The sequence below is a fragment of the Vibrio sp. LB10LO1 genome (genome assembly GCF_010092875.1).
Taxonomy (GTDB): domain Bacteria; phylum Pseudomonadota; class Gammaproteobacteria; order Enterobacterales; family Vibrionaceae; genus Vibrio; species Vibrio campbellii.
This window is the reverse complement of record NZ_JAADJW010000018.1, coordinates 88,141-106,892: the sequence shown is the minus strand read 5'-3', so window position 1 is coordinate 106,892 and position 18,752 is coordinate 88,141. Positions and strand designations below refer to the sequence as shown.

25 protein-coding genes and 1 pseudogene are annotated in these 18,752 nt (G+C 46.2%); 18 read left to right on the top strand and 8 right to left on the bottom strand.

Going from position 1 to position 18,752, the window contains the following annotated elements:
* Positions 1-447: 447 nt before the first annotated feature.
* The gene (gene glpX / locus GXP65_RS14665) at positions 448-1,455 is read right to left on the bottom strand and encodes a class II fructose-bisphosphatase (protein WP_012126871.1); all 1,008 of its coding nucleotides are present in this window, start codon (positions 1,453-1,455) and stop codon (positions 448-450) included.
* A gap of 347 nt (positions 1,456-1,802) precedes the next feature.
* On the opposite strand from glpX, the gene zapB reads away from it, so the two are divergent.
* Complete coding sequence (gene zapB, locus GXP65_RS14660; protein ID WP_005428165.1) at positions 1,803-2,045, top strand: cell division protein ZapB; 243 nt, start codon at positions 1,803-1,805, stop codon at positions 2,043-2,045.
* A 101-nt stretch (positions 2,046-2,146) separates the two neighbouring features.
* Here zapB and rraA read toward each other — a convergent pair whose 3' ends face one another.
* From rraA to priA, 7 genes and pseudogenes are all read right to left on the bottom strand, one after another.
* Positions 2,147-2,674, bottom strand: a complete 528-nt coding sequence (rraA, locus tag GXP65_RS14655) for a ribonuclease E activity regulator RraA (protein ID WP_005528529.1) — start codon at positions 2,672-2,674, stop codon at positions 2,147-2,149.
* 75 nt (positions 2,675-2,749) lie between these two features.
* Positions 2,750-3,667 carry a 1,4-dihydroxy-2-naphthoate polyprenyltransferase gene (locus GXP65_RS14650; protein WP_038890901.1) on the bottom strand — a complete coding sequence of 306 codons (918 nt, stop codon included), beginning with the start codon at positions 3,665-3,667 and terminating at the stop codon, positions 2,750-2,752.
* 808 nt (positions 3,668-4,475) lie between these two features.
* Positions 4,476-5,807 carry an HslU--HslV peptidase ATPase subunit gene (gene hslU, locus GXP65_RS14645; RefSeq protein ID WP_010646389.1) on the bottom strand — a complete coding sequence of 444 codons (1,332 nt, stop codon included), beginning with the start codon at positions 5,805-5,807 and terminating at the stop codon, positions 4,476-4,478.
* Between the two features lie 29 nt (positions 5,808-5,836).
* Positions 5,837-6,388: an ATP-dependent protease subunit HslV gene (gene hslV / locus GXP65_RS14640; protein WP_005435051.1), complete on the bottom strand. Its 552-nt coding sequence runs from the start codon at positions 6,386-6,388 to the stop codon at positions 5,837-5,839.
* 115 nt (positions 6,389-6,503) lie between these two features.
* Entirely contained in the window at positions 6,504-7,055 is a 552-nt protein-coding gene (locus GXP65_RS14635) for an SPOR domain-containing protein (protein WP_005429952.1), read from the bottom strand.
* Between the two features lie 168 nt (positions 7,056-7,223).
* Positions 7,224-8,234, bottom strand: a pseudogene (gene cytR / locus GXP65_RS14630) (DNA-binding transcriptional regulator CytR); the annotation flags it as partial.
* A 203-nt stretch (positions 8,235-8,437) separates the two neighbouring features.
* Entirely contained in the window at positions 8,438-10,639 is a 2,202-nt protein-coding gene (gene priA, locus GXP65_RS14625; protein WP_051117724.1) for a primosomal protein N', read from the bottom strand.
* A gap of 295 nt (positions 10,640-10,934) precedes the next feature.
* Here priA and rpmE point away from each other — a divergent pair, with 295 nt between their 5' ends.
* From rpmE to rpsH, 17 genes are all read left to right on the top strand, one after another.
* Complete coding sequence (gene rpmE / locus GXP65_RS14620) at positions 10,935-11,153, top strand: 50S ribosomal protein L31 (protein ID WP_005429947.1); 219 nt, start codon at positions 10,935-10,937, stop codon at positions 11,151-11,153.
* A gap of 473 nt (positions 11,154-11,626) precedes the next feature.
* Positions 11,627-11,938 carry a 30S ribosomal protein S10 gene (gene rpsJ, locus GXP65_RS14615; protein WP_004410492.1) on the top strand — a complete coding sequence of 104 codons (312 nt, stop codon included), beginning with the start codon at positions 11,627-11,629 and terminating at the stop codon, positions 11,936-11,938.
* Between the two features lie 14 nt (positions 11,939-11,952).
* Entirely contained in the window at positions 11,953-12,582 is a 630-nt protein-coding gene (rplC, locus tag GXP65_RS14610; RefSeq protein ID WP_005435072.1) for a 50S ribosomal protein L3, read from the top strand.
* Positions 12,583-12,599: 17 nt separating this feature from the next.
* Positions 12,600-13,202, top strand: coding sequence for a 50S ribosomal protein L4 (gene rplD / locus GXP65_RS14605; RefSeq protein ID WP_005435074.1), 603 nt, complete (start codon positions 12,600-12,602; stop codon positions 13,200-13,202).
* Positions 13,199-13,501 carry a 50S ribosomal protein L23 gene (rplW, locus tag GXP65_RS14600; RefSeq protein ID WP_004398471.1) on the top strand — a complete coding sequence of 101 codons (303 nt, stop codon included), beginning with the start codon at positions 13,199-13,201 and terminating at the stop codon, positions 13,499-13,501. The genes rplD and rplW overlap by 4 nt, the downstream gene beginning before the upstream one ends.
* A 15-nt stretch (positions 13,502-13,516) precedes the next feature.
* Positions 13,517-14,341, top strand: coding sequence for a 50S ribosomal protein L2 (gene rplB / locus GXP65_RS14595; RefSeq protein WP_005528534.1), 825 nt, complete (start codon positions 13,517-13,519; stop codon positions 14,339-14,341).
* Positions 14,342-14,362: 21 nt separating this feature from the next.
* Positions 14,363-14,641 carry a 30S ribosomal protein S19 gene (gene rpsS / locus GXP65_RS14590; RefSeq protein WP_005431614.1) on the top strand — a complete coding sequence of 93 codons (279 nt, stop codon included), beginning with the start codon at positions 14,363-14,365 and terminating at the stop codon, positions 14,639-14,641.
* Positions 14,642-14,651: 10 nt separating this feature from the next.
* On the top strand, positions 14,652-14,984 hold the full coding sequence (rplV, locus tag GXP65_RS14585) for a 50S ribosomal protein L22 (protein ID WP_005528535.1): 333 nt from the start codon (positions 14,652-14,654) through the stop codon (positions 14,982-14,984).
* Between the two features lie 18 nt (positions 14,985-15,002).
* Positions 15,003-15,701 (top strand): 30S ribosomal protein S3, encoded by a 699-nt coding sequence (gene rpsC, locus GXP65_RS14580; protein ID WP_005435080.1) that lies wholly within the window; start codon positions 15,003-15,005, stop codon positions 15,699-15,701.
* 11 nt (positions 15,702-15,712) lie between these two features.
* Entirely contained in the window at positions 15,713-16,123 is a 411-nt protein-coding gene (gene rplP, locus GXP65_RS14575) for a 50S ribosomal protein L16 (RefSeq protein ID WP_005379577.1), read from the top strand.
* Positions 16,123-16,314 carry a 50S ribosomal protein L29 gene (gene rpmC, locus GXP65_RS14570; RefSeq protein WP_004410456.1) on the top strand — a complete coding sequence of 64 codons (192 nt, stop codon included), beginning with the start codon at positions 16,123-16,125 and terminating at the stop codon, positions 16,312-16,314. Before rplP ends, rpmC begins: the two co-directional genes overlap by 1 nt.
* Entirely contained in the window at positions 16,314-16,568 is a 255-nt protein-coding gene (gene rpsQ, locus GXP65_RS14565) for a 30S ribosomal protein S17 (protein WP_005435082.1), read from the top strand. Before rpmC ends, rpsQ begins: the two co-directional genes overlap by 1 nt.
* A 164-nt stretch (positions 16,569-16,732) precedes the next feature.
* Complete coding sequence (gene rplN / locus GXP65_RS14560) at positions 16,733-17,104, top strand: 50S ribosomal protein L14 (protein WP_004410450.1); 372 nt, start codon at positions 16,733-16,735, stop codon at positions 17,102-17,104.
* A gap of 13 nt (positions 17,105-17,117) precedes the next feature.
* Positions 17,118-17,435 carry a 50S ribosomal protein L24 gene (gene rplX, locus GXP65_RS14555; protein ID WP_005435084.1) on the top strand — a complete coding sequence of 106 codons (318 nt, stop codon included), beginning with the start codon at positions 17,118-17,120 and terminating at the stop codon, positions 17,433-17,435.
* 23 nt (positions 17,436-17,458) lie between these two features.
* The gene (rplE, locus tag GXP65_RS14550) at positions 17,459-17,998 is read left to right on the top strand and encodes a 50S ribosomal protein L5 (RefSeq protein WP_005528536.1); all 540 of its coding nucleotides are present in this window, start codon (positions 17,459-17,461) and stop codon (positions 17,996-17,998) included.
* 17 nt (positions 17,999-18,015) lie between these two features.
* On the top strand, positions 18,016-18,321 hold the full coding sequence (gene rpsN, locus GXP65_RS14545; protein WP_004410442.1) for a 30S ribosomal protein S14: 306 nt from the start codon (positions 18,016-18,018) through the stop codon (positions 18,319-18,321).
* A 29-nt stretch (positions 18,322-18,350) separates the two neighbouring features.
* Entirely contained in the window at positions 18,351-18,743 is a 393-nt protein-coding gene (rpsH, locus tag GXP65_RS14540; protein WP_005450567.1) for a 30S ribosomal protein S8, read from the top strand.
* Positions 18,744-18,752 lie beyond the last annotated feature (9 nt).

Here is an 18,752-nt window from a genome sequence, read left to right as displayed (position 1 = left end):
ACTAGATCCTTAGTCTCGCTTGAGCTCGCTAGGATGACGAACTCTTTTGGTTTATAGCTTGTTAAAGTAATCGTCATTCTGAACAACGAGGAACGAGTGTGATTCAGAATCTATTGTCTGTTTGTACTGTGGTTTAAGGTGAATGAGGAAGAGTTGGGGGCGCTGTGACTAGATCCTTAGTCTCGCTTGAGCTCGCTAGGATGACGAACTCTTTTGGTTTATAGCTTGATAAAGTAATCGTCATTCTGAAAAACGAGGGACGAGGTGATTCAGAATCTATTATTCGTTGATTCTATAGTCTGAGTTTAGGAATAAAGATGGGGAGCTCGCTGGAACTAGATTCTTGCTCGCTAGAGTGACGTACTCTGATGATGACAAAGGAAGCGTAAATGACTTGCAAGGAAAGAAAGGCTCCAACTCAGAGTGAGCGGGAGCCTCGAATAATGCTTAAAGAATAATATCGCGTACTTCTGGATCTTTACGCTCTAGGTAGTGCGTAGACTTGATACGACGAATAGTACGACAACGGCCACGGATCAATAGGGTTTCTGTTGTTGCGATATTGCCTTGGCGAGAGATGCCCTCTAGTAGGTCACCTTTAGTAATCCCCGTTGCAGAGAAGACTACGTTGTCGCTGCGCGCCATGTCTTCCATCTTCAATACAACATTCGCTTTTACACCCATCTCTTCACAACGTTGTAGTTCAGCTGAGCCATAGATGCGGTTTTCTTCCGTATCGCCTTTTACTTCATGACGAGGAAGAAGACGACCATGCATGTCACCGTCTAGTGCACGAATCACTGCTGCAGATACAACGCCTTCAGGAGCTCCGCCGATGCAGTACATCATGTCTACTTCGCTATCTGGCATACAAGTTAGGATTGAAGCGGCTACGTCACCGTCTGGCACTGCGAATACGCGAACGCCCATCGCTTGCATCTCTGCGATCACTTCATCGTGACGAGGCTTCGCAAGCGTAATGACGACTAGCGTATCAAGAGGCTTGTTCAGCGCTTTCGCTACGTTTTCTAGGTTTTCTTTAAGTGGCTTACCTAGGTCGATAACGCCTTTTGCACCTGGGCCAACAACCAGTTTTTCCATGTACATGTCTGGCGCTTTCAGGAAGCTGCCTTTCTCACCTGCTGCCAATACTGCCAGTGCGTTAGATTGGCCCATTGCGGTCATGCGAGTACCTTCGATTGGGTCTACCGCGATATCGACCTCGTCGCCACCAATACCCACTTGCTCACCGATGTACAGCATTGGTGCATCATCGATTTCACCTTCACCAATAACGATTTCACCACTGATGTCTGTTTTGTTCAGCAGGGTGCGCATCACTTCAACTGCAGCGCCGTCCGCTGCGTTTTTGTCGCCACGGCCAAGCCATTTGTAACCAGCCAAAGCGGCACCTTCAGTAACACGGGAAAATGCCATTGCTAAATCGCGTTTCATGATGTCTCCAAGTAACAAGAGGGAAGAATAATTTGCGCGGCGATTTTATCACATCGTCAGTTAAACGTTTGCCTTTTTGCTGAGCTTTTACTTTAACTAAGTTGAATTTGATCAATACTTGGGTGAGTTTATGGGGTAGTGATGGGAAAATGCATTGCGCAAAAATGCTTCGATGATAAGAAAAGTCAGCGTTTAGTGAGATTGCGCCGATTTTTTAACCGAATGATGCAAAATATCGAATATAGTAAGTGTTTCTCGTCGCTACGCTGAGTAGAATGAACCTCATAGGTAAGGTGCAAGCGAATGCTCGCGCATCGTCCCAACGGAATAACAATAGGTAGGCCAAGATGTCTTTTGAAGTACTAGAACAACTAGAATCGAAAATTCAAACTGCAGTTGACACAATCACTCTTCTTCAGATGGAAGTCGAAGAGCTGAAAGAAGATAAAGTGAAGCTTGAAACAGAAGCAAACGAGCTTCGTTCTCAACGCGAAGAGCTAGAGCAAAAATCTCAGCAAGCTCAACAAGAACACGCACAGTGGCAAGAGCGCATTCGTGCACTACTTGGCAAGATGGACGAAGTGGAATAATCCACTTAAGTATCCAGAATCAAAAACACCCGCTTCGGCGGGTGTTTGCGTATTTGGCTATGGGTTTTAGCGACTGGCTCGTTGCTAATAAAGGAACTAGGTTAGTTTAACCCTTCCTCTCCGTCGTCTTCTTCATCGAGCTCTAGGTCTACATTGAGTGGCTCAGGAGAAAGAATGATGCCAGTGCTGTCTGCGTAGATGTAATCTTCAGGTAGGAAGCTAACGCCACCAAAGTTAACCGGTACGTCAATTTCACCGATACCTTGGTTTGCTGCCCCAACAGGGATAGACGCGAGTGCTTGAATGCCTAGGTTCATGTCTTCCAGTTCGTCCACTTCACGGACACAACCGTAAACGACGATACCTTCCCATTCGTTTTCTTCTGCAAGCGTCGCGATTTCTGCATCGATTAAGGCTCTGCGTAGGGAACCACCACCATCAATCAACAATACTCGTCCGATACCATCTTGTTCTAACGTTTCGCGGATCAGTGCGTTGTCTTCAAAACACTTAATCGTTGTCACTTGCCCGGCAAACGAAGCTCGTCCGCCAAAGTTACTGAACATCGGTTCAACCACGTCTACCTGATCAAGGTAGATATCACAGAGTGCTGAGGTATTGTATTCCATAGCGTACCTTTCTAAACAGAAACTGTTGTCTTTGAGTATATCTAGGCATTAAGTCAATGCAATGACAATCCTTTTTTAACTCATTAGAGTTTGAGCTACCACAATTGTTGCAAATAAAACATTGGTAACCAGCGAGCACTTCACAACTACGGGCATCATTGGGGCGATTTGCGCAGGTTTCTCGGTATTCCAGACCGCTTTACCATGGTTCGCCACCACGAAAATACTGATCAGGAATGGCAAGCTGATCCATACCGGTTTGTCTTGAATAAGCAGATAAACAGCAAAAGCCAGTAGTGCGCCACCAAGTAAGATGAAGTGGTATTGTTTCGCTTTACGTTGGCCAAGTCGAACCGCCATGGTGCGTTTACCACATTCGCTGTCGTTCTCTATATCGCGCATGTTGTTGATGTTCAGCACTGCGACTGCTAACAAACCGCAACCTAGTGCTGGTAGGAATAGTGTCGCATCTACATGACCTGTGTGTAGGAAGTAAGTGCCAGATACACCAAGTAGGCCAAAGAAGATAAATACAGACAGGTCACCCAAGCCAACATAACCATAAGGCTTACTGCCCATGGTGTAAGCAATCGCCGCGATAATGGCAAGAATGCCCAGACCGATAAAGGTAATGATGCTTTCAAAAGAGCTCAGTGCGTAAAACACTAAGGTTAAACCAGCAATGGCGGTCAGGATGATGTTGAAGATGATCGCTTTCTTCATTTGTTCCGCAGTTACCGCGCCAGACTGCATCGCACGCTGAGGGCCTAAACGGTTGTCGTTGTCCGTGCCTTGCACTGCATCGCCGTAGTCGTTCGCAAGGTTAGATAAAATTTGCAGTAGTGTTGCGGTGACGAAGGCCATTACAGCGATAGTCAGCGAGAAGTGACCCGCAGAGTAGGCGAGTACGCTACCGGTCAAAATAGACACCAGTGCGAGGGGTAATGTTTTTGGACGAGCGGCTTCAAGCCAGATCTGCAATGATTGTTTCATGGATATTTCGTGCTAGTAACCAATGTGCCCAGTATAAGCACAAAGCGCCCGTTACGCTATTGACCTGAAACAACTCAATTAAGAGTCAAAGGCTTGCGGAGAAGGAACACAGTTTCCATATTTGAGGTAACAAAATGGCGCTTTTGGGGAAAGAGAGGGTACGGAGCACGTTGTTACTAGATCCTTAGTCTCGCTGGAGCTCGCTAGGATGACGAACTCTCTTTGTTTAGAGCTTGCTAGAGTAACTGTCATTCTGAACAACGAGGGGCGAGGTGATTCAGAATCTACTGTCCGTTTGTGCTCTGGGTTGAAGTGAAAGACGAAGAGTTGGAGTGCGTTGTTACTAGATCCTTAGTCTCGCTGGAGCTCGCTAGGATGACGAACTCTCTTTGTTTAGAGCTTGCTAGAGTAACTGTCATTCTGAACAACGAGGGGCGAGGTGATTCAGAATCTACTGTCCGTTTGTGCTCTGGGTTGAAGTGAAAGACGAAGAGTTGGAGTGAGTTGTTATTAGATCCTTAGTCTCGCTTGAGCTCGCTAGGATGACGAACTCTTTGGGTTTATAGCTCGATAAAGTCACCGTCATTCTGAACAACGAGGGACGAGGTATTCAGAATCTACTGTCCGTTTTTGCTTTGGTTTGAAGTGAAGGGCGAAGAGTTCGAGTGAGTTGTTATTAGATCCTTAGTCTCGCTGGAGCTCGCTAGGATGGCGAACTCTCTTGGTTTATAGCTTGTGAAAGTAACGGTCATGCGGAATGAAAAAGCCCAGAAGCATTGTTCTGGGCTTTGGACTCTAGAGAGCGTTATTAAAGAATAAAGCGGCTTAGATCTTCATCTTCAATCGTATCGCCTAGGCGGTCTTTCACGTATGCCGCGTTAATGACGAACTTCTCACCGGCTTTTTCAGTCGCGTCGTAAGAAATCTCATCCATTAGACGCTCCATCACAGTGTGTAGACGACGTGCACCGATGTTCTCAGTGGTTTCGTTTACTGTCCATGCCGCTTCTGCGATCTGAGTGATACCGTCTTCAGTGAATTCTACATCTACGCTTTCTGTTTTCATCAGCGCAATGTATTGCTCTGTTAGAGACGCTTTAGGCTCTGTTAGGATACGTTTGAAATCGTTGCTGGTCAGCGCTTCAAGTTCTACGCGGATTGGTAGACGACCTTGCAGTTCTGGGATCAGGTCAGAAGGCTTCGCTACTTGGAATGCACCAGACGCCACAAACAAGATGTGATCTGTTTTTACCATGCCGTGCTTCGTTGATACCGTGCTACCTTCGATTAGTGGTAGTAGGTCACGCTGAACACCTTCACGAGAAACGTCAGGGCCAGAGCTTTCACCGCGCTTACAAATCTTGTCGATTTCGTCGATGAATACGATGCCGTTGTTCTCTACGTTGAAGATTGCAGATTCTTTCAGCTCTTCTTGGTTCACCAGTTTCGCTGCTTCTTCTTCCGCTAATGCTTTCATTGCGTCTTTGATTTTCAGCTTGCGTTTCTTCTTGGTGTCACCCGCTAGGTTTTGGAACATGCCCTGTAGCTGGTTAGTCATTTCTTCCATACCAGGAGGCGCCATGATCTCCACCCCCATTTGTGGTGCAGCTACATCGATTTCAATTTCTTTGTCGTCTAGCTGGCCTTCACGCAGTTTCTTACGGAAGATTTGACGCGTGTTCGATGTATCTTCTTTTTGCTCAGATTGACCCCAAGCATCACGAGCTGGTGGCAGTAGCGCGTCTAGTACACGTTCTTCTGCTTGCTCTTCTGCGCGGAATTTTACTTTTTCCATCGCTTGCTGGTGGGTCATCTTCACGGCCACGTCGGTGAGATCGCGGATAATGGTTTCCACTTCTTTACCGACATAACCCACTTCAGTGAATTTGGTTGCTTCTACTTTGATGAATGGTGCGTTTGCCAGTTTCGCAAGACGACGAGCGATCTCAGTTTTACCTACACCAGTAGGACCAATCATTAGAATGTTCTTTGGCGTGACTTCGACACGCAAGCTTTCTTCAAGTTGCATGCGACGCCAGCGGTTACGCAGTGCAATCGCAACCGAACGTTTTGCTTTGTCTTGACCAATAATGTGGCGGTTCAGTTCATGAACGATTTCGCGAGGAGTCATTTCAGACATATTCTTTCCTTACTTCGTTACGATTACGCTTAAGCCGTTGGCTTAGGAAGCTCTACTGTAGATTCTAGTTCTTCTACAGTGTGGTGATGGTTGGTGAATACACAGATATCGCCAGCAATGTTCAGTGCTTTCTCTGCGATTTCGCGTGCGTCTAGGTCTGTGTTTTCTAATAGTGCAGTTGCGGCTGCTTGTGCGTATGCGCCGCCCGAGCCAATAGCGATCAGATCGTTTTCTGGCTGAACCACATCACCGTTACCAGTGATGATTAGGGAAGCCGTTTCATCCGCTACGGCCAGTAGGGCTTCTAGTTTGCGAAGTGCACGGTCGCTACGCCAGTCTTTTGCTAGCTCTACAGCCGCCTTAGTTAGGTGGCCTTGGTGCATTTGAAGTTTGCTTTCGAAGCGCTCGAATAGGGTGAAGGCATCCGCGGTACCGCCAGCAAAACCGGCAAGTACTTGGTTGTTGTATAGGCGGCGAACTTTACGTGCGTTGCCTTTCATTACGGTATTACCTAGCGACACTTGGCCATCACCCGCGATGACGACTTTATTGTTTCGACGTACAGATACAATGGTAGTCACAGTCGACCTCTTAATTATTTCTCTTTGGATTTAATTAAGTATATGGGGCAAGTGAGTGGGGGATTCAAGGGGGCGAAAAGAAAGGCCCTAGGATCTTAGCTCCTAGGGCCTGTGTTTAAAGATTCTCTTTCCAAATTGCACACGGCTCAATCTTGGCGCGTTGCAACTTGTGGCGATCTTTCTCTGCCTCGCGTTTGAACTTGTATGGACCAAGTACTACGCGATACCAAGAGCTGCCTTCTTTTTTAATCACACGGCTGCTCATACCTTGGAAGGCAATGGCAAGCTTACGCTCTTCTGCCTGACTTTGGTTTTTGTAAGCACCACACTGCATCACATAAGGTACTTTGGATACCTGAATTTCTTTAGCGACGACTTCTACTTCACGCTGTGGTAAAGATTCCACGTATTCCCACTTTTCTTCTGGTGGAGGTGGAATGTCTTTCTTCGGCTTTGGTTTGCTGGTGGTATTCGTTACAGGCTTTTCTGCCACAACGGTTTGCTCAGGTTCTGGATCTGAGCTCAATAAATACAAACCATAGCCGAAACCGCCCACGAGCAATATTGCTAGTAGACCACTACGCCAAGGTTTTTTTCTTGAAGGTTGTTTTTTTGTCGACTTCTTCGGAGCGCCGCGTCCGCGTCTTACATAATCTCTATTTGCCACGGTTACTTCTGGTCATCAAGGATTCTGGCAAATATGTTAATCCAGAATGCGACGAGAAAACACCCTAATTAGATAATCTTGTTAGCTACGTGCAGGAAAGTAGACATTAAAAAGCGACGCTAAATACGTCGCTTAGAATGAAACGGTTGTTGCTGCGGAAGAGTTTTCTTATCGAAGTGGCGGTGGCGCTGCACTGCCACGCACAACAAGTTTGGTCTCGAGTAGGCGAGAACCAGAATGCACGTCGTGACCTTTAAGCAACTCAAGCATCATCAACATCGCTTGGCGACCGATCTCATAACGAGGTTGAGAGATGGTGGTTAGCGGTGGATCGCAATATTGAGCGAACTGAATGTCATCAAAGCCGACAACGGACAGGTCTTGAGGAATACGCAAACCTAGGCGCTTCGCTTCTTGAATAGCACCAATTGCCATGGTGTCACAGTGACAGAATAGAGCGGTAGGTGGCTCTGGAAGCTCAAGCAGTTTACGCACGGCTTGTACTCCGCCGTCAAAAGAGAAGTCGGCAATAACAGTGTATTGCTCCTCTTTATTAATACCCGCTCGACGCAGTGCTTGTTGGTAACCTTGGTGGCGGAACTGACACAGAGCAGCAGAATCTGGGCCAGAGATCTGAGCAATACGCTTATGACCTAACTGAGTAAGGTAGTTCACGGCTTCAAAGGCTGAGGTTAGGTTATCGATATGAACGGTTGGCAGTTCCAACTCTGGAGCAAATTCACACGCCATCACCATAGGTGGCAGATTTTTCTGCTCAGGCTTGCTGACATCAAACGGCAGATCAGTACCAAGCAAAAGCATACCATCTGCTTGTTTAGTAAAGACTAAGTTAACAAACGAGCTTTCACGCTTTTTCTGCTGACCGCTGTCGCCCAATAGAACAAGATAGCCGTGTTCCATTGCTGCATCTTCAATACCACGAATGATCTCTGAGAAGTACGGGTCGCAAATGTCCGGTACGATGGTGACAATGGTTTTTGATTCATTTCTGCGTAAGTTACGAGCTAATGAATTTGGTGAATAACCAGCTTCTAGTACGGCATCTTCCACTCTCTTTCTTGTTGAAGAAGAGACTTTTTCTGGATTCATTAATGCTCTTGATACCGTCGCAGTAGATACCCCTGCAAGCTGGGCAACATCCTTCATTGTCGCCATAGTTTTTACCCTCTTAAAATATTCGCCAAGGTGACGTTTGTCATTGTTCTAATTGAAGCCTATGTGACTGATCCACTTTAGACTTTACTAATTTGAATAGTCTATTCATTTCTAAAGGGAAAGTTACGGTCTGTTTAACAAAAATTGCAATCCTAATGTGAATCTCATCACATTAAAAGGCAATTCATTACATGGTTAAACGTTTGCTAGCTGAGATCCTGTGGTTCTATGTCTAAATTCCAGCGAACTTTCTTGGCATTTGGCAACAACTCAATAGCAGGTTTCGCACTGGTTAATAACTTTTGCATCAATGAGCGATGCTGAGTTTGCAGTAAAAGCTGCCATCGATATTTGCCAGCGCGCTTAGCCAGTGGTGATGGTGTCGGCCCCAACACCATGCAGCTATCATCGAACAATGGGTGCGATTCAAGGGTAAAACGCACCTGACGTAAAAAGTCTTCGACCACTTCGCTTTGGTTGGCTTCTGCTTTGAATAAGGTCAAGAAGCTATACGGTGGCAGTTGGGCGAGTTTACGCTCTTCCAATGCGGTCATAGCGAAGTGGCGATAGTCTTTCTGCAGTAGAGCTTGCAGTAAACTGTGTTCTGGGTGGTGAGTTTGCAATATCACTTCACCGGGTTTGCTTGCGCGACCTGCACGACCTGCGACCTGAATAAACAGTTGAGCCAGTCTCTCGGAGGCGCGGAAGTCACTACTGTAGAGGGAACCATCAACATCGAGTAGCGCAACAAGCGTAACATTTGGGAAGTGATGTCCTTTTGCTAACATCTGCGTGCCAATTAGAATCTGGTATTCGCCTTTACGAATCGATTCGAGCGCATCTTCTAGGCTACCTTTACGGCGCGTGCTGTCTCTATCAATACGAATGGCTTTGTATTCTGGGAAGAGCTCAGCCAGTTGCAACTCAAGCTGTTCGGTACCCACACCCACAGTGACCAACTGAGTCGAACCACAACCTTGGCATTGATTAATGACAGGTTGCTGTGAGCCACAATGGTGACAGCGAATCTCATTGCTGTATTGGTGGAAGGTGTAGTAAGCATCACAGCGTTTACATTCCGCAATCCAGCCACATTCATGGCACATTAACGCTGGTGAGAAGCCGCGACGGTTTAAGAACAGCATCACTTGGTTGCCCGCTTTTAGATGTTTGCGCATTTCAGCAATCAATGGCGCGGATAAGCCACTGTCTAGATAGAGCCCCTTAACATCAAGTACCTTGTTAGTGGTCGGAACGGCAGAACCGGCGCGTTGCGTCAGAGTTAAATGGTGGTACTTGCCCGTTAGTGCATTGTGTAGTGTTTCTAAGGCTGGCGTGGCAGAGCCGAGGACAATAGGCACTTGCTCTTTATGTGCACGCATCACCGCAACATCACGAGCATGGTAGCGCAGGCTATCTTGTTGTTTATAAGACGAGTCGTGTTCTTCATCGACAATGATAATGCCCAGATCAGCAAAAGGCGTCAGTAGGGCAGAGCGCGTACCAATAATGATGCCAGCTGCTTTGTCTCGCGCAGAAAGCCAAGCGTTGAGTCGCTCGGTATCATTTAACCCAGAGTGAATGACATCCACAGGCACATTGAAGCGACGCTTGAAGCGGTTAATGGTTTGGGGCGTCAGACCTATCTCAGGGACGAGCACCAAAGCTTGCTTACCTTGTTCAAGTACTGGCTTAATGAGGTTAAGGTAAACTTCGGTTTTGCCGGAACCTGTAACGCCCTCTAATAAATAGCAGGCAAAGCCAGTTTGGCTGTTTACGCTAGCAATCGCCAGAGCTTGTTCGTGGTTGAGCTTTGGTTTTTCAACATCGAACTCAACTTGTTGGCCCCACTTAGTGATCGTCGGCTTTTTCTCTATGCGTTCGACCCAGCCTTTCTCTTCCAAAGACTTAAGTACGGTAGAGCCAATTTCTTGGTCGATGAACTCTTGGTGTGGCACTGAACCATTGACCAGCATCTGCAAAGCACGCTGTTGCTTGACTGCACGCCCTAAGCCTTGCATCAGCTTATCTTTACCAGACGCAGTGATTTGCCACTCTTGTAATGTCGCGAAATCGGCAGGTTTTCCCTTACGCAGGGCAGCAGGCATTGCATTATGAAGAGTGTCACCAAGTGGATACTGATAAAACTGGCTGCACCAAGTCAGTAAAGAATAGAGTTTTTCTGGCCAAACTGGTTGGGCATCTAATACCGCTTTAATCGCTTTCAGTTGCTCTTTAGGAAAGTCTGAATGATTTACCATGGCGGTCACGATGCCAACCAAAGTCTGCCGACCAAAAGGCACAGAAACGCGTCCGCCAATCACAGGGAAAAGGTGACTAGGTATGAGATAGTCAAACTGTTTGTCGAGCGGGACTGGCAGTGCTACTCGGGCGATGGATGGACGCATAGAATCTTTACTATATAAAAGAGGGAAGAGGGCTATAGTCTATTAAAACGCGTTAAGAAATTCGAGCGATCTGCATTTTGGGTAACTTGATTCGCTTCAGTACTAAAGTACTGGTGAAAAAAGTGGCGAAAAAGTTGCCAAATGTGTTGATCCTAGCCTAGTGATTCATTACTATACTGCGCCTTAGATATGGCTTCGGCATTTGGTTGATGCGGTATCGCACTTTTATTTTTCATTACGTGTGGTGTGCGGCTTAGATTCGTATAGCGACACGGCCTACAATTGAGGTTATCCCATGAAAGCTGGTATCCACCCAGAATACAAAGCAGTATCTGCTACTTGTTCTTGCGGCAACTCTTTCGAGTTCAAGTCAACTCTAGACAAAGAGTCTATCCACCTAGACGTATGTGACAAATGTCACCCATTCTACACTGGTAAGCAACGTATCGTTGATACAGGCGGCCGTGTTGATCGCTTCAACAAGCGTTTCGGTGCTCTATCAAGCAAGAAGTAATAGCCAGCGCTATTATTCCTGTTTAAAAAAGGACGCTTCGGCGTCCTTTTTGTTTATTTGTCCATCTTAAAATAGGCGATTTGGCGTAAAAACTGGGATAAGCCGAGTGGTTGAATTTTGTTCGATTATTTTTCACTCAGCTCTTGCATCCTAAAGTGTGATCTGTATAATGCGTCGCACTGGTTAAGCCAGTTGTGAACCAATGAGCAATGAGGAGCGAGCAAGTCTTCGGATTTGCAAGGTAATGTAGACTCAGCTTATGTTCGCGGTTAATACAATTAGCTATCTTTTCTTCGGAAAAACTATCCCCAGACGTGACTCTGGCATATAGGGATAGTTAATCGAAAATTAACTGACAATGCGTCCTAATCTTGGATGCTACGGTTTCACATAAATCAATCGGCATTCTCTCGTCTTGACGAGTTTGAGTGGCGATATTGTTTGTGTAATTTTTAATATTGGAGCTCTGTCTCATGCAGAACCAACGTATCCGTATCCGCCTAAAAGCATTCGATTACAAACTAATCGACGCTTCTACAGCGGAAATCGTTGAAACAGCTAAGCGCACTGGCGCACAGGTTCGTGGTCCAATCCCACTGCCAACTCGTAAAGAGCGTTTCACAGTTCTTATCTCTCCACACGTTAACAAGAAAGCACGTGACCAGTACGAAATTCGTACTCACAAGCGTCTAATCGACATCGTTGAGCCAACAGACAAAACTGTTGATGCTCTAATGCGTCTAGACCTTGCTGCGGGCGTTGACGTTCAAATTAGCCTAGGTTAAGGGAGATTAGAAGAATGATTGGTCTAATCGGTCGTAAAGTGGGCATGACCCGCGTATTTACTGAAGACGGCGTTTCTATCCCAGTAACAGTTGTTGAAGTTGAAGCAAACCGTGTTTCTCAAGTTAAAACTCTTGAGACAGATGGTTATGCTGCAATCCAGGTAACTGCTGGTTCAAAGAAAGCTAACCGTGTAAACAAAGCTGAAGCAGGTCACTTTGCTAAAGCTGGCGTTGAAGCTGGTCGTGGTCTTTGGGAATTCCGTTTGGAAAACGGTGAAGAGTTCGCAGTTGGCGCTGAGCTAACAGTTGAACTATTCAACGAAACTAAGAAAGTAGACGTTACTGGTACATCTAAGGGTAAAGGTTTCCAAGGCGCTGTTAAGCGTTGGAACTTCCGTACTCAAGATATGACTCACGGTAACTCATTGTCTCACCGTGCACCGGGTTCAATTGGCCAATGTCAAACTCCAGGTCGCGTATTTAAAGGCAAGAAAATGGCAGGTCACATGGGTGCTGAGCGTGTAACGACTCAAAACCTAGAGATCGTACGTGTTGACGCTGAGCGCAATCTGCTTCTTATTAAAGGTGCAGTACCAGGCTCAACAGGTGGCAACGTGATCGTTAAACCAGCTGTTAAAGCATAACGTCTCAGGAGTAAGTAATGGAACTAATGGTTAAAGGTGCTGATGCACTAACTGTTTCCGAAACTACTTTCGGACGTGAGTTTAACGAAGCTCTTGTACACCAAGTAGTTGTTGCATTTGCAGCAGGTGCTCGTCAAGGTACTCGTGCTCAAAAAACACGTTCAGAAGTTTCTGGCGGTGGCGCTAAGCCATGGCGTCAAAAAGGTACTGGCCGTGCGCGTGCTGGTACAATCCGTAGCCCAATCTGGCGTACAGGTGGTGTTACTTTTGCTGCGAAACCACAAGATCACAGCCAAAAAGTTAACAAGAAAATGTACCGCGGTGCTATGAAGAGCATTCTTTCTGAGCTAGTTCGTCAAGAGCGTCTAATCGTTGTTGATAACTTCTCAGTTGAAGCGCCAAAGACTAAAGAGCTAGTTGCTAAGCTTAAAGAGCTTGAGCTAACTGACGCTCTAATCGTGACTAGCGAAGTAGATGAGAATCTATTCCTAGCTGCTCGTAACCTATACAAAGTTGACGCACGTGACGTTGCTGGTATCGACCCAGTTTCACTAATCGCGTTCGACAAAGTTGTAATGACTGCTGAAGCAGTTAAGCAAGTTGAGGAGATGCTAGCATGATCACTGAAGAGCGTATCCTAAAAGTTCTACGTGCTCCGCACATCTCTGAAAAAGCAACTATGGCAGCTGAGAAAGCGAACACTATCGTTTTCAAAGTAGCTAAAGATGCAACTAAGAAAGAGATCAAAGCAGCTGTAGAAAAGCTTTTTGAAGTTGAAGTTAAGTCTGTAAATACTCTTATCACTAAGGGTAAGACCAAACGTCAAGGTCTACGCCAAGGTCGCCGCAGCGACGTTAAGAAAGCGTACGTTACTTTGAAAGAAGGTCAAGATCTTGACTTTGTTGGCGGCGCGGAATAACAGGAGTAGTTAAAAATGGCTATTGTTAAATGTAAGCCGACTTCCCCTGGTCGTCGTCACGTTGTTAAAGTTGTTAACGCTGACCTACACAAGGGCAAGCCATACGCACCTCTTCTAGAGAAAAACTCTAAGAACGGTGGTCGTAACAACAACGGTCGTATCACAGTACGTCACATCGGCGGTGGTCACAAGCACCACTACCGTGTAGTTGACTTCAAACGTACTAAAGACGGTATCCCAGCGACAGTTGAGCGTCTAGAATACGATCCAAACCGTAGCGCAAACATTGCTCTAGTTCTTTACAAAGACGGTGAGCGTCGCTACATCCTAGCACCTAAAGGTGTTAACGCGGGTGATGTTATCCAATCTGGTGTTGATGCACCGATTAAAGCTGGTAACACTCTTCCAATGCGTAACATCCCAGTAGGTTCAACTGTACACAACGTTGAACTAAAACCTGGTAAAGGTGGTCAGCTAGCTCGTTCGGCTGGTGCTTACGCTCAAATCGTTGCTCGCGACGGTGCGTACGTAACTATCCGTCTACGTTCTGGCGAAATGCGCAAAGTTCTTTCTGAAGGCCGTGCAACAATCGGTGAAGTTGGTAACTCTGAGCACATGCTACGTGAACTTGGTAAAGCTGGTGCTTCACGCTGGCGCGGCGTACGTCCAACCGTACGTGGTGTAGTAATGAACCCGGTTGATCACCCACACGGTGGTGGTGAAGGTCGTACATCTGGCGGTCGTCACCCAGTATCTCCTTGGGGTATGCCAACTAAAGGCTTCAAGACTCGTAAGAACAAACGCACTGACAAGTACATCGTACGTCGTCGTAACAAGTAATCTATATAAAGAGGAATCGCCATGCCACGTTCTCTCAAGAAAGGTCCATTTATTGACCTACACTTGCTGAAGAAGGTAGAGAAAGCGGTGGAAAGCGGAGACAAAAAGCCACTTAAGACTTGGTCCCGTCGTTCAATGATCATCCCATCGATGATCGGTTTGACCATCGCTGTCCATAATGGTCGTCAGCACGTACCTGTTTTCGTAACCGAAGAAATGATCGGTCACAAACTAGGTGAATTCGCACCAACACGTACTTACCGCGGTCACGCTGCGGATAAGAAAGCTAAGAAGCGTTAAGGAGTAAATAATGGAAGCTATTGCTAAACATAACTTTGCTCGCATTTCGCCTCAGAAAGCTCGCTTAGTTGCGGATCTAATTCGTGGTAAATCTGTTGACCAAGCTCTAGAAATCCTAACTTTCAGCAACAAAAAAGCTGCTGTTCTAGTTAAGAAAGTTCTAGAGTCTGCTATCGCTAACGCGGAGCACAACGAAGGTGCAGATATTGACGATCTGAATGTCGCAAAAATCTTTGTAGATGAAGGCCCAACCATGAAGCGTATTATGCCTCGTGCTAAAGGTCGTGCGGATCGTATCTTGAAGCGTTCAAGCCACATCACTGTTGTTGTAGCAGATCGCTAGAGACTAGGAGAGTAAGCAATGGGTCAAAAAGTACATCCTAATGGTATTCGTCTTGGCATCGTTAAGCCTTGGAATGCTACATGGTTTGCTAACACCAAAGATTTCGCTGACAACCTAGACGGCGACTTCAAGGTACGTCAGTTCCTAACTAAGGAACTACAAAAAGCGTCTCTTTCACGCATCGTTATCGAGCGTCCTGCTAAGAGCATCCGTGTGACTATTCACACTGCTCGTCCAGGCGTTGTAATCGGTAAGAAAGGTGAAGACGTTGAGAAACTACGCGCAGCTGTAGCAAAAATTGCAGGTGTACCAGCGCAAATTAACATCGCTGAAGTACGTAAGCCTGAACTTGATGCACAACTTGTTGGTGACAGCATCGCGTCTCAACTAGAGCGTCGTGTTATGTTCCGTCGTGCTATGAAGCGCGCGGTACAAAACGCAATGCGTCTAGGTGCTAAAGGCATCAAAGTAGAAGTAAGTGGTCGTCTAGGCGGCGCTGAAATTGCACGTTCTGAGTGGTACCGTGAAGGTCGTGTACCTCTACACACTCTACGTGCTGACATTGATTACGCAACTTCTTCGGCTCACACTCAATACGGTGTGATCGGCATTAAAACTTGGATCTTCAAAGGTGAGATCCTAGGTGGTATGCCAGCAGCTAACGCTGTAGAGCCTAAAGGCGACAAGCCTAAGAAGCAGCGTAAAGGCCGTAAGTAAGGAGTCGACAGATGCTACAACCTAAACGTACTAAGTTCCGTAAGGTTCAGACAGGTCGTAACCGTGGTCTAGCTAAAGGTACTGATGTAAGCTTCGGCGAATTCGGTCTTAAAGCTGTTGGCCGTGGTCGTCTAACTGCTCGTCAAATCGAAGCGGCACGTCGTGCAATGACACGTCACGTTAAGCGTCAAGGTAAAATCTGGATCCGTGTGTTCCCAGACAAACCAATCACAGAAAAACCACTTGAAGTTCGTCAAGGTAAGGGTAAAGGTAACGTTGAGTACTGGGTAGCCCAAATCCAACCTGGTAAGGTTATGTACGAAATGGGTGGTGTACCTGAAGAATTGGCTCGTGAAGCGTTCCGCCTAGCGGCTCGTAAACTGCCATTCAAAACTACATTTGTAACTAAGCAGGTGATGTGATGAAAGCACAAGATCTACGCGAGAAAAGCGTTGAAGAGCTTAACGCTGAGCTATTGAATTTGCTACGTGAACAGTTCAACTTGCGCATGCAAGCTGCAACTGGTCAGCTACAGCAAACTCATACTCTGAAAGCTGTACGCCGTGATATCGCACGTGTGAAAACTGTTTTGACTGAGAAGGCAGGCGCATAATGAGCGAAGTAAAACGTACTCAACAAGGTCGTGTTGTTAGCGACAAGATGGACAAGTCTATCGTAGTTGCTATCGAGCGCATGGTTAAACACCCAATTTACGGTAAATTCGTAAAGCGCACGACTAAAGTACACGCACATGACGAGAACAACGAGTGTGGCCTAGGCGACACAGTTGAAATCGCTGAGTGTCGTCCACTGTCTAAGACTAAGTCTTGGACATTGGTAAAAGTCCTAGAAAAAGCGAAGATCTAATCTTCTTTATTCTATGATTAAAAACGGCTCCAAAAATAATTTTTGGAGCCGTTTATTTTTTGACTACCCAATTGAAAAAAAGGGTGGTACAATTCGCGTCCCTTTTAAAGAGGCAGCCCGACCCGAGAGGGTCTAGTTTTTTTATTATTTAGCGGAGCACTAACATGATCCAAATGCAAAGTATGCTGGACGCAGCTGATAACTCAGGCGCACGCAGCGTAATGTGTATTAAGGTTCTGGGTGGCTCTCACCGCCGTTATGCACATATCGGTGACGTTATCAAAGTTACTGTTAAGGAAGCAATTCCTCGCGGTAAAGTTAAGAAAGGTGACGTTCTGAAGGCGGTGGTAGTGCGCACCCGTAAAGGCGTACGTCGTCCTGACGGTTCTGTCATTCGCTTCGACCGAAATGCTTGTGTATTGTTGAACGACAACACTGAGCAACCAATCGGTACACGTATCTTTGGTCCTGTGACACGCGAACTTCGTGGCGATAAGTTCATGAAGATCGTTTCACTGGCTCCAGAAGTTCTGTAAGGAGCACGTAGAAATGGCAGCTAAAATCCGTCGTAACGACGAAGTAATCGTTCTTGCTGGTAAAGACAAAGGCAAGAAAGGTAAAGTAACTAAGGTCCTAGCAACTGGTAAAGTTATCGTTGAAGGTATCAACCTTGTTAAGAAACACCAGAAACCTGTTCCTGCACTAGGTATCCAAGGCGGTATCGTAGAGCAAGAAGCAGCTATCGATGTTTCTAACGTGGCGATCTTTAACGCAGCTACTGGTAAAGCTGACCGTATCGGTTTCCGTTTTGAAGATGGTAAGAAAGTTCGTTTCTTTAAGTCTAACAACGAAATCGTTTCTAACTAATAGAAGTAATTTGGAGTTCTACTATGGCGAAACTGCATGATTACTACAAGTCGTCTGTAGTCGCTGAACTGACCAAACAGTTTAGCTACACAAGCGTCATGCAAGTCCCTAGAATCGAGAAAATCACCCTAAACATGGGTGTTGGTGAAGCAATCAACGATAAGAAACTGCTAGAAAACGCAGCTGCTGATATGGCAACGATCTCTGGTCAAAAGCCACTTATCACTAAAGCTCGTAAATCTGTTGCAGGTTTCAAAATCCGTGAAGGCTACCCTATCGGTTGTAAAGTAACCTTGCGTGGCGAACGTATGTGGGAATTTTTAGAGCGTTTAATCTCTATCGCACTTCCACGTGTACGTGACTTCCGTGGTGTTAGCGCTAAGTCTTTTGACGGTCGCGGTAACTACAGCATGGGCGTTCGCGAGCAAATCATCTTCCCGGAAATCGACTTTGATAAAGTTGATCGAGTACGCGGTCTAGACATCACTATTACGACGTCTGCTGGTACTGATGAGGAAGGCCGTGCTCTGCTGGCTGCCTTTAACTTCCCATTCCGTAAGTAAGGTGAAGGGTTACTGTTATGGCTAAAAATTCAATGAAAGCACGTGAAGCAAAACGTGCGAAGCTAGTAGCTAAGTTCGCTGAAAAGCGTGCTGCGCTAAAAGCTATCATCAGCGATGTAAACGCATCTGAAGAAGATCGTTGGAATGCGGTTCTTACACTGCAATCTCTTCCACGTGATTCAAGTGCATCACGTCAGCGCAACCGTTGTAACCAAACTGGTCGTCCACACGGTTACCTACGTAAGTTCGGTCTAAGCCGTATTAAGGTTCGTGAAGCTTGCATGAAAGGCGAGATTCCGGGTCTTCGTAAGGCTAGCTGGTAATTGCCACTTAATCATTTGGAGTAAATCATATGAGCATGCAAGATCCGATTTCGGATATGCTGACCCGCGTTCGTAACGGTCAGGCAGCAAACAAAGTTGCTGTTAAAATGCCTTCTTCAAAGCTTAAAGTTGCAATTGCTGCACTACTAAAAGCTGAAGGTTACATCGTTGACTTCGCTGTTGAAGGCGAAGCAAAACCTGAGCTAGAAGTTACACTTAAGTACTTCCAAGCTAAACCAGTAATCGAGCAACTTAAACGTGTTTCTCGTCCAGGTCTACGTGTTTACAAGAAGAAAGATCAACTTCCTTCTGTAATGGGTGGTCTTGGTATTGCTATCGTTTCTACTTCCAAGGGTCTGATGTCAGACCGCGCTGCACGTAAAGCAGGTCTTGGCGGTGAAATCATCTGTTACGTAGCTTAATAGGAGTAG